We start from the raw sequence: 10,042 nt of genomic DNA, 5'->3' as shown, positions 1-10,042 counted from the left end.
AGGCCAGACGGGGTCGCGGGACGTGACCGAGTGCCTCAGTGCGCAGCAAAACATAAAAGGCTGGTCGATGAAAATCGACCAGCCTTTTGCGTTTTGGGGCTTTCTTTGGGCAGGCGAGCAAAGCGCCTGCGCCCTCGCCAATTCCCTCTACGCCCTGCCCGCCCTCACCGTCCCCCGCATCACCAGTTCCACCGCAAGCTCGCGAATCACCGGTGCACCACCACCCTGCTCCATCTGCGCCATCAACAGGTCGCAGGTTTCCTGCACCAGTCGCGGAATGTCCTGGCGGACGGTGGTCAGTTGATAGGACGCCCAGCTTGCTTCAGGCGCGTCGTCGAATCCGATGACCGAGATATCTTCAGGAATGCGCACCCGATAGACGCTGCGCAAGGTATCCATGAAGCCCAGGGCAATCATGTCGCTGGCGCAGAAGACGCCATCGGTGCGCGGTGCTTCCTGCATCAGACGATGCGCGGCGGCGCAGCCGTCCTGGTAGGAAAATGCGGCGTCGATCACCAGCGGCACCTGCCCCTGCGTTTTCTTCAGATGGGCGGCAAATCCTCGGAAGCGTTCTTCATTGGTGGAGGTACCCGGGTTGCCGGCGATGTAGGCCAGCGAGGTGCAACCGGCGGCGACCAGCGTGCTGGCGGCCAGCTTGCCGCCATGCTGGTTGTCGCTCAGCACCGCGCTGATGCTGGGATCGCGTTCGCGGCGGGCGAACTGGATCACCGGCAGCCCCTGCTCCGCACACTCGCGCGCGAGGCTGGAGGACAAGGTCGCGGAGGCCACCACCAGGCCTTCGATCTGGTAATCGAAGAAGGTGCGCACGGCTTCATCGGCATTGCTGAAATTCTCGGCCGTGACGATCAGGGTCTGGTAGCCGGCCTGGTGCAGTCGCTGGCAAAACTCCGCCAGCGCCAGTGAATAGATCGGCGTGGCCTGCTGCGGGAAGACCAGGCCGATCAGGCGCGAGTGACGGGTGATCAGGCCGCGCGCAAAGGCATTGGGCTTGTAGCCCAGTTGACGGGCCGCGGCCTGGACCCGCTGGCGCGTGGCGTCCGAGACCGATGCGCCCGGCGTGAACACCCGCGAGACAGCCGACTGCGAGACCCCCGCCAGCCTGGCCACGTCCTTGGAGGTGGGCGCGGCGCGGGCGATGTCGGGCTTCTTGCCGCCGTCGGCCGCGCTGTCGATCTTCTTTGCTTCGTTGTTCATGCCGCCTGTTCAGGTATCCCGTTGCGTACGCAATCCAGCCATTTTTCCATCGAGATGATACTGGAACGCTCTGCCTCGATGGGGAGAAAGTGACCGCAATCCGGGACCCTGACCAGCGAACATCCACTGCGCACGAACACCATTTCGGCCTGCCGCGGCGGCGGGCAGAGCTGGTCGTTCTGGCCGCACTGCACCTGTACCGGCACCTGCATGGCAGCCAGGGTGGACGTGGAATCGGGCCGGCTGATGGCATAGCGGACCTGGTTGCGGAAGACCGCCGCCGGCGTCTGCCGCGCCATGGCCAGCACCAGTTCGTTCCAGCGCTGCCGACTCTCGGCATCAGCACCCGGATGAAAGTAGCCGGGCAACATCTCCTGCTCCATCAGTGCCTGCACATCGCCAGCCTCGAAGCGTTCCAGCTGCAGGCGTCGCAGCGTCAGGTTGCGCGGCGCATCGGCACGGGCGGTGGACGACACGATGCACAGGCCTGCCACCCGCTGCCTGGCCTGGCGCACCAGTTCGAAGGCCAGGATCGCACCCAGCGAAAAACCGCCGAGCGCGAAACGCCGGGGCAGCATTGCCAGCAAACGGCTGGCTTCGCCGCTCAAGCTGACTTCCAGCCCGATCTGCGGCACGATGACCTCGCGCTGTCGTGACAGCGCAGCCACATGCGCGAGCCAGATGCGGCTGTCGCACAGCGTGCCGGGCAGCAGCACCAGCGGCAAGGCATCCGCCGCGCCGCCGTGCCTTGCTTCAATAGCCACCGGCTCCTCCGCCCTCCCGCGCAGCCGGCTGGAGAGCATACCCGGAGAGACTGCGTCCACCGCGACTGCGTTCCAGACGCCGTCGCAATTCGCTACCCAGGCTACCCACGTCATTGCCCGGGGTGACCAGTGAGAAGCCCTGCTGCAGCCGCGCCTGCGCGCTGTCGCCATCGGCGCAGAAGATGCCGGTCATCAGATTGCGTTTGCGTGCCGCTTCCAGGATGACAGCGATGGCCTCCTCCACCCGCGGCGCGAAGCTAGCGCCCGGTCGCTCGCCCAGTGACAGCGCGAGGTCATTGGGGCCGACATAGATGCCATCGAGCCCATCGGTCTCCATGATGCTTTCCATGTTGCGCATGCCCTCCACCGATTCGATCATGGCCAGCGTCAGCACGGTGTGATTGGCGTGGTCGAAATAATCGGGGCCGCCATACAGCAGACCCCGGGCCGGCCCGAAGGAACGATTGCCCATGGGCGGGTAACGGCACGCCGCCACGAACTGGCGCGCGATCTCCGGCGTGTCGACCTGCGGGCAGATGATGCCGTAGGCACCGGCGTCCAGCAGGCGCATCAGGTGGCTGGGCTCGGCGCTGCTACTGCGCACCAGGGGCACCGCTTGGGTGGTGCTGATGGCCTGCAGCATGGCGACCGCCTGCGCGAAGTCCATCATGCCGTGCTGCAGATCGACCGTGACCGAATCAAAGCCCTGGGCTGCCACCACCTCGGCGGCATAGGCGCTGGGAATGGAGAGCCAGGCGTTGATCAGTGGCAGGCCTTTCTCCGATTTGCTCCTCAAGTCGTTGGGGCGCATGCGGTTTCCTTTCATATCGGGATAAGGGACATCACTTGAGCCAGTGACTGGTGCTGGGCATCAGTTCGGTGCGGCACAGGTAGTCGCTGGCATCCAGCGCCACGCCACGGGCGCCGACGGCCACCTGGATGGTTTCGCCAAAGCGCGGGCGCTTGCGCTCGTCACCGGCGCAGATGAGCAAGAGTTCGACATCGCTGCCGGAGGCATTGGCAAAGCAGCGCCAGGCTTCGCCCGGGATAGACAGGGTGTCCTGCTCCTGTAGCTCCACCACGCTGGAGACATCCTCATTGAAGGCCACGCGCACACTGCCCCGGATGCAGATGACCACCATCTTCTGGCTGATCAGGAAGGGACCGGCCTCCTGCCCGGGTGGCAAGCGCATCCATTCGATGGAGAAGCCCTGCGGGTCCTGCACCCGGGGGCGCTGGTTGCGGTCCTGGGTGATGCCATAGCCGATCACCGGCGCCAGCTGGCTGGCATGGCCGGGCAGGCAGGCATCAAGCAGCGCGTGACTGCTGAAGGCGCGGTCCTCGGCGGTGGTGACACGGCCTCGCATTTCCTGCGGCGAGACCTTGCGCAGGCGCGCCACTTCCTCCGCCGGGAACGGCGCCATCCACTTCAACCCTGGGGGCAGGGTCTGGCCGGCGCGGCGGTCGATGAGCTGGTTGTCTTCGGCCAGATAGAGGCCGGTCTCGTTGGCCTGGCCCATGATGTCCGGGCTCCAGATGACCCCGCCGGTGTCGTCCCCGCCCAGGCAGGAAAACAGCCAGCCGTCATCCGGCCCGACGTTGGTGAAGCCGCGGAAGATCCAGGTCGGCAGGCAGACGATATCGCCGGCCTTGAGCACATACTCACCCTCTTCTCCTTGCGGCCCCCAGCGCAGCAACCACTCGCCACGGGTGCAGATGAATACTTCGCTGGTGAAGTGGATGTGCAGGTTGTTGGTCACACCGTGAGGCATGGCGGCCGCGCCGATGTTGAAACCGTGCGGCTCCTTCAGGTTCACCACCTGGCTGGCGCTTTGCGTCACGCCGGGGCCGATGATGGAATAGTTTTCCTTGGGCATGGAGCCCGGCAGGCGGCAATCCAGGAAGGCTTCGTCGCAGGAGACGTATTGTGTCTTCCGGATATGGCGTGCCTCGGCTTGTTCTTGGGTCAGATAGATGCTCATCTCATTGTTCCTGTGTCTTTGGTCACGTGTCTGTGATCCTGTGTCTGTGGTCTTGCCTCATTGATCGATGCGGTCGCCGCTTTCCGCGTCGAACCAGTAGAGGCGTTCCGGGCGGATGCAGAAGGCGATGGGGTCGCCTTCCTTCACGCGTTCGCCCTTTTCCAGCTTGGCCACGAAATACTGGCCCTCCAGCTTGACCGTCACCAGGGTGTTGTCGCCCAGCAGTTCGAAGGCATAGACCTCGCCCAGCAGGTTGGCTGTGCCGGGTTCCCTGGCCAGTTGCACGTCCTCGGGGCGCACGCCCAGGATCAGCTTGCCCGCGCGCGGCGGCTGCACCGCCACCACATGGCCACCGCCGACCAGGAAGCGGTCCTGGTCGCCGTCGCCGTGCAACAGGTTCATCGCCGGCGAGCCGATAAAGCCGGCCACGAAGGCGTTGGCGGGACGGTTGTAGATGTTTTCGGGCGTATCGATCTGCTGCAGCACGCCCTCCTTCATGATGGCCACCCGCGTGGCCAGGGTCATGGCCTCGACCTGGTCGTGGGTGACATAGACGGTGGTCACCTCCAGCTCCCGCGCCAGGTGGCGCAGCTCGGCGCGCATGGTGCCGCGCAACTTGGCATCGAGGTTGGACAAGGGCTCGTCCATCAGGAACACGCGTGGCTTGCGCACAATGGAACGTGCCAGGGCCACGCGCTGGCGCTGGCCACCGCTGAGTTCAGCCGGCCGGCGCTGCAGCAGGTGCTGCAATTCCACCCGACCGGCGGCGCGCTGCACGGCGGCTTCGATCTCGGCCGCCGGCTGGCGGCGCAGCTTGAGCGGATAGGCGATGTTGTCGCGTACCGTCATGTGCGGGTAGAGCCCGTAGTTCTGGAACACCATGGACACGTCACGCAGGCGCGGCGCGATGCCGTTGACGCGTTGTGCGTCGAAATACAGGTCACCGGAGGTCGGCTCTTCCAGCCCGGCGATCATGCGCATGGTGGTGGTCTTGCCGCATCCGGACGGCCCCAGGAGGACCAGGAATTCGCGGTCCTCGATCTGCAGATCGAGATTCTTGACGGCATGGAAGCCGTCCCATTTCTTGTCTATGCCTTGCAGGCGCAGCGTGGTCATTCTGTCTTCTCCATTCTTGATATTGGGTGGACTGATAGGGGGTGCGCTATCGCACCGAACCCTGGGTCAGGCTCTTGATGAATTGTTTTTGCACCGTCATCGACAGCAGGAACATGGGCAGCGCGATGATCATGCCGGCCGCCGCCATCAGCTCCCACAGGTCGCCGCGTTCGGTCCTGAGCGCCACCAGGGCGATGGGCAAGGTGACTGCGTTCTGCTTGGAGGTAATGAGGGCGAAGATGAACTCGTTCCAGGTCAGCGTGAAGCTGAAGACGGCCGAGGTGATGATGCCCGGCAGCGCCGTGGGAACGACGATGGTGGCGATGATGCGACCCAGCGATGCGCCGTCGATCATGGCGGACTCTTCGATATCCACCGGGACGGCATCGATGAAGCCCTTGATCATCCAGATCGAATACGGCAACACGATGGAGAGGTTGACGATCACCAATGCGCTGCGGGTGTCGAGCAGCCCCAGCTGCTTGAACATCAGGAAGTAAGGCAGCACCACGATGGCCGCCGGGATGAACTGCGAGGCTACGATGCCCACGAACAGCGCCTGCCGGCCGGGGAAACGGAAGCGCGAGAACGCATAGGCCGCCGCCACCGCCAGCGGGATCGCCACCAGCACCGTCCCCAGCGCCACCCAGAGACTGTTGGCGAGCTTGTCGCCGAGATGCCAGGGGGCGGCGAAGACGGTCCTGAAATTGTCCCAGGTGGGGGTAAACCAGAGCTGCAGGGTGTAGACATCGCGCGGGGTCTTGAAGGACGTCAGCACGATCCAGAGGATGGGCAGCAGGATGCAGCCGATGATGGCGTAGACGCCGATCAAGCCGCCGATCCGCGCCAGCCGCGATGTCATGACGCCGGGGTTGCAGGGCTTGCTCATTCAGATTCCTTTCTTGAAAGCGAGGCGCATGTAGAAGCCGGCCAGCACCAGCATCACCGCCGTGAGGACATAGCCGGCTGCCGCCGCATAGCCCATGTCGTAGTACTTGAAGCCGATCTGGTAGACCAGGTAGGCGAGCGTGGTGGTGGCATTGCCCGGCCCGCCATCGGTGAGGGCGAAGACGGCGTCGAAGGCCTTGAGTGCGAACACGGTCTTCAACAGGATCACCACCGCCACCACCGGCTTGAGCTGCGGCAGCGTGATATCGACGAAGATGCGCAGGGGCGAGGCGCCATCGACGGCGGCCGCTTCCTCGGTCTCCTTGGGGACCGAAGCCAGGCCACCCAGCAGGATCAGCGTCATGTAGGGCGCCCAGTGCCAGACATCGCTGATCACCAGCGCCACCATGGCCCAGGCCGGATGCGCCAGCCAGATCAGGCTGGCCAGTCCGGGAAAGAGCTTGCCCAGCGATGCGGCGATGACGCCGTATTCCGGGTTGAGGAAGAAGCGCAATGAAATGCCGATCAGCGCCGGGCTCATCACGAAGGGCAGCATCAGCAGCGCCCGCGCCACCGAGGTCACCCGGCCGGCGCGACGCAACAGCAAGGCGCAAGCCAGCGCAATGAGGCAGGTCGCCAGCACGTCGATACCGACGAAGGACAGCGTGGTCGCAATGGAGGCGACGAACTCGGAATCACCGGCCAGCAGCTCGGCATAGTTGTCCAGGCCGACGAAGGGTCCGGGCGCCGACGAATACGACAGCTTCCAGCTGCGGAACGACAGCGCCAGGGAATACAGCAAGGGGAATACGGTAGTGACGGCGATGACCAGCAGCGCCGGCAGCATCAGCAAGTACGCCAGACGATTGTTTTTCATGGAACGGGGTTGGAATCAGGTTGGGACGGCCGGCCTGGCCGCCACGGCAGGGCTGCCTGCCCTCCGGGTGGAGGACAGGCAGGCCAGGTCAGACTGGGTCAGACCAGCTTGCGGACCTTTCTGGCAGCGTCGTCAAGTCCCTCCTTGACCGGGACGGTGCCCAGCGCCATCTTCGAGATCGCCGTATCGAGGATGTCGGAGATCACCGGCCACTGCGGGATGAGCGGCAGTACGCGGGCGTTCTTCAAGACCTCGCCGGCCATCTTGTGCATGCCCTGCGAGAGCGCATTGACGGCGGGGTCGGCCAGGTTGGCATTCTGCACGCTGACGATCTCGTGCTGGGCCGGGTCCAGCAACAGGGACTTCTCGATGGCAGGCTGGGTCAGCCAGGCCAGGAATTCCATGGCTGCCGCTTTCTTCTTCGAATGGCGGTCGATACCGTAGAGCCACAGGTTGGTGTGGGACGGCGTGGCCACGCCGGGGTAGCCCGGCATGGGCGCAAAGCCCACCTTCTCCGGCGACAGCGTGGAGGACTTGGCATCCGTCAGCCCCTGGTAACGCCACCACCAAGTGGGCAACATGGCGCACTTGCCCTGGGCCATGGAATTGACGGCATCAGTCTCGTTGAAGCTGACCGAACCAGCCGGCGTGACCTTGTGCTTCAACATCAGGTCCAGGTAATCCTGGGTGGCCGCGATGCCGGCCGGCGAATGGAAGGCGGGCTGGTTGCGCGCATCCAGCAGTTCACCCCCGCGTCCCCACAGGAAATCGAACCAGACCATCAGGTTCTGTCCCGCGTTCTTCCCGTAGTACATGGCAATGCCCGGCATGCCGGCACCGGCCTGGATAGTCTGCGATACCTTCACTACCTCGGCCCAGGTCTTGGGGACGGGCAGCTTGAGATCGGCCAGCACATCCTTGCGATAGAACAGCAATTGCACGTGACCGCGAATGGGCAGGCCGATATAGCCGGACTCGTTGCGGCTGGCGCGCAGGTAGGCATCGGGATAGCGCGTCATGTCGATGCCCTTGTGGCGAATGCCGTCGTTGAGCGGATGCAGCAGGTTCTTCAGCGAAGGCGCCCAGACATCCATGACGGAGACCACGTCGTAGTCGCCGTTCTCGGCCACCATCTCGGCGGTGAGCTTGTCGCGGATGCTGGTGAAGGGCACGTACTGGTACTTGACGCGGATGCCGGTCAACTCCTCGAAGGCCGCCAGGCGTGCCTCGTGAGCGCGGAACTGCGGCGCCACCACGGTCAGCACATTCAGCTCGACACCCTTGAAGGGCTTGCCCGGCGTCACCCCGTTCGCTTGCGGTTGGGCCCGCGCCAGCAGCGGCAGGCTGCCACTTGCACCTGCCCCCAGCATGGCTGCGGACGACAGCAGGAAACCTCGACGATCTTGTTTCATGTTCGACTCCTCCCCTGGGCCATTCAGAAGGCCGTGCGCATGGCCACGCGCGAGACCACCTGCACCCCATTGGACGACGGTGTGCCGGCGCCGAACACGTTCAATGCACCGAAGGCGCGATCATGCTGGTAAGCCACGGTGGAATAGAGCGAAGTGCGCTTGGACAGCGAATAGGAAAGCGAAGCGGTGACCTGATCGGCCGCACCCAGATCGCTGTTGCGGGTCTGGTGCTGCCAGGACAGACCGCCATTGACCACCGGCGTGAACTGGTAATCAGCGCCGATATCGAGCGTGTCCACCCGCGCGCCCTTCCAGCTGACCCCGCGTGCCGCGTAACTGACCAGACCGTCGAAATGCACCTGGGTGTAGGAACCGTAGAGGGCCAGCTTGTCCAGCGTCAGCTTGGCCCCCGCGCCGGCCAGCCGCTTGGTGGCGTACTGGCTGTCGCTGCCCGGCACGCTGGAGACGCCCGCCACCGCGCCGATCAGGAAGTTGCCCTGTCCATAGTTCAGGCCTGCCTGCGCGGTGCTGCCGCGCGACTGCGAACCGGCCTGCTCACCCAATCCCAGCAAGGCCCCGAAACGGAAACCCGAAAAGCTGTTGCTGGAAAACTTGAGCGCATTGTTGACCCGCGCGCCGTAGGTGTGATTGCCCAGCTGTGCCGTCGCAGCGATGGCACTCATGCCATCCAGGCCCTGTCCGCTGGCGCCGATGTTGTTGTGACCGGCGTTGGTATACCCCATCAGGTTGAGGTAATCGAACATGAAGTCGTACTGGCGTCCGATGGCCCACAAGCCGGCGGCCGTGTTCAGTCCCACGTAGGACTGGCGTCCGAACAGCAGACCGCCCTGCCCCATGCTGCCCTTGGCAGCGTCGAAGCCGTTTTCCAGCTTGAAGACGGCCGACATGCCGCCGCCCAGGTCTTCGCTGCCGGAGAAGCCGACACGATTGCCGGCCGCGATGCCGTTATCCAGCCGCAGCGCCGAACCGGATGCTGCAATCTGGCCGCCATTGAGCGCGACGCTGTTGCTGTAGTAGCTCAGCCCGGAATCGACCAGGCCATAGATGACGATATTGGACGTTTCATGGGCCTGGACGGGCTGGACGAAAGTAGCGAAATGGCCGAGCGAAAGCGCAGCCATGCCGAGAGCAGCATGGATCCTCAAGGTGGTCTCCTGTTGATGTTGTGGTTTTGAGAGGGAGTATGCAAAGCTGCTTGAGCTGTTTTGCATACGTATGCAATATAGCCAAAGAATTGCCTTGTGTAAACTATTTAGTGAAGGATTGAGGCTGCGCAAGAACCTCTGCCTGAAAATCCGGTAGGGAAATGGGCGTGGGCAGGTGGGCGTCTCGCCGGAATCGCATCCGGCTGAAGGGGGGGGTGTTGAAGGCTTGGACGACGCGCACGCAGTCGCAGCAGTGCAACCTGCGCCGGGTGGAAACAGCAGGGATAAAAAATTGAAATTAGGTAGTGACGGCGAAGAAAAATGCCATTAGAATGCAGCCTCTTTCAAGCACGGCGGATTGATTGCTGCTGCGAAAAGGCCCACGTGGCGGAATTGGTAGACGCGCATGGTTCAGGTCCATGTGCCGCGAGGTGTGGGGGTTCGAGTCCCTCCGTGGGCACCAAAACAAAAGAGGTCGATTGACGCAAGTCAGTCGGCCTTTTGTGTTTTGGGGCACACGAGCAAAGCGCCTGCGCGCTTTGCGGGAGGGACGAGAAGGTCTGGCCTTGCAAGGCCAGACGGGGTCGCGGGACGTGACCGAGTGCCTCAGTGCGCAGCAAAA

At 63.9% G+C, this 10,042-nt stretch carries 9 protein-coding genes and 1 tRNA gene; 1 reads left to right on the top strand and 9 read right to left on the bottom strand.

Going from position 1 to position 10,042, the window contains the following annotated elements:
- Positions 1 to 147: 147 nt before the first annotated feature.
- From BTM36_RS23200 to BTM36_RS23160, 9 genes are all read right to left on the bottom strand, one after another.
- On the bottom strand, positions 148 to 1,215 hold the full coding sequence (locus BTM36_RS23200) for a LacI family DNA-binding transcriptional regulator (protein WP_077238137.1): 1,068 nt from the start codon (positions 1,213 to 1,215) through the stop codon (positions 148 to 150).
- Positions 1,212 to 1,979: an alpha/beta fold hydrolase gene (locus BTM36_RS23195; RefSeq protein WP_168189829.1), complete on the bottom strand. Its 768-nt coding sequence runs from the start codon at positions 1,977 to 1,979 to the stop codon at positions 1,212 to 1,214. Before BTM36_RS23195 ends, BTM36_RS23200 begins: the two co-directional genes overlap by 4 nt.
- A complete protein-coding gene (locus BTM36_RS23190; protein ID WP_077238135.1) occupies positions 1,969 to 2,790 on the bottom strand; it encodes an HpcH/HpaI aldolase/citrate lyase family protein in 822 nt (273 codons plus the stop codon). The genes BTM36_RS23195 and BTM36_RS23190 overlap by 11 nt, the downstream gene beginning before the upstream one ends.
- A gap of 31 nt (positions 2,791 to 2,821) precedes the next feature.
- A complete protein-coding gene (locus BTM36_RS23185) occupies positions 2,822 to 3,961 on the bottom strand; it encodes a hypothetical protein (protein WP_077238134.1) in 1,140 nt (379 codons plus the stop codon).
- 57 nt (positions 3,962 to 4,018) lie between these two features.
- Positions 4,019 to 5,077, bottom strand: a complete 1,059-nt coding sequence (locus BTM36_RS23180; RefSeq protein WP_006463327.1) for an ABC transporter ATP-binding protein — start codon at positions 5,075 to 5,077, stop codon at positions 4,019 to 4,021.
- Positions 5,078 to 5,123: 46 nt separating this feature from the next.
- A complete protein-coding gene (locus BTM36_RS23175; RefSeq protein ID WP_077238133.1) occupies positions 5,124 to 5,966 on the bottom strand; it encodes a carbohydrate ABC transporter permease in 843 nt (280 codons plus the stop codon).
- Entirely contained in the window at positions 5,967 to 6,842 is an 876-nt protein-coding gene (locus BTM36_RS23170; RefSeq protein WP_077238132.1) for a carbohydrate ABC transporter permease, read from the bottom strand.
- A 98-nt stretch (positions 6,843 to 6,940) separates the two neighbouring features.
- Positions 6,941 to 8,254, bottom strand: coding sequence for an ABC transporter substrate-binding protein (locus BTM36_RS23165; RefSeq protein WP_077238131.1), 1,314 nt, complete (start codon positions 8,252 to 8,254; stop codon positions 6,941 to 6,943).
- A 23-nt stretch (positions 8,255 to 8,277) separates the two neighbouring features.
- Entirely contained in the window at positions 8,278 to 9,420 is a 1,143-nt protein-coding gene (locus tag BTM36_RS23160) for a porin (RefSeq protein ID WP_168189828.1), read from the bottom strand.
- 378 nt (positions 9,421 to 9,798) lie between these two features.
- On the opposite strand from BTM36_RS23160, the gene BTM36_RS23155 reads away from it, so the two are divergent.
- Positions 9,799 to 9,883, top strand: a tRNA-Leu gene (locus BTM36_RS23155).
- Positions 9,884 to 10,042 lie beyond the last annotated feature (159 nt).

This window comes from Herbaspirillum sp. VT-16-41 (genome assembly GCF_001994935.1).
Taxonomy (GTDB): Bacteria; Pseudomonadota; Gammaproteobacteria; order Burkholderiales; family Burkholderiaceae_D; genus Herbaspirillum; species Herbaspirillum frisingense.
The sequence above is the reverse complement of the archived record's forward strand: the minus strand, read 5'-3'. Positions and strand labels throughout refer to the sequence as shown.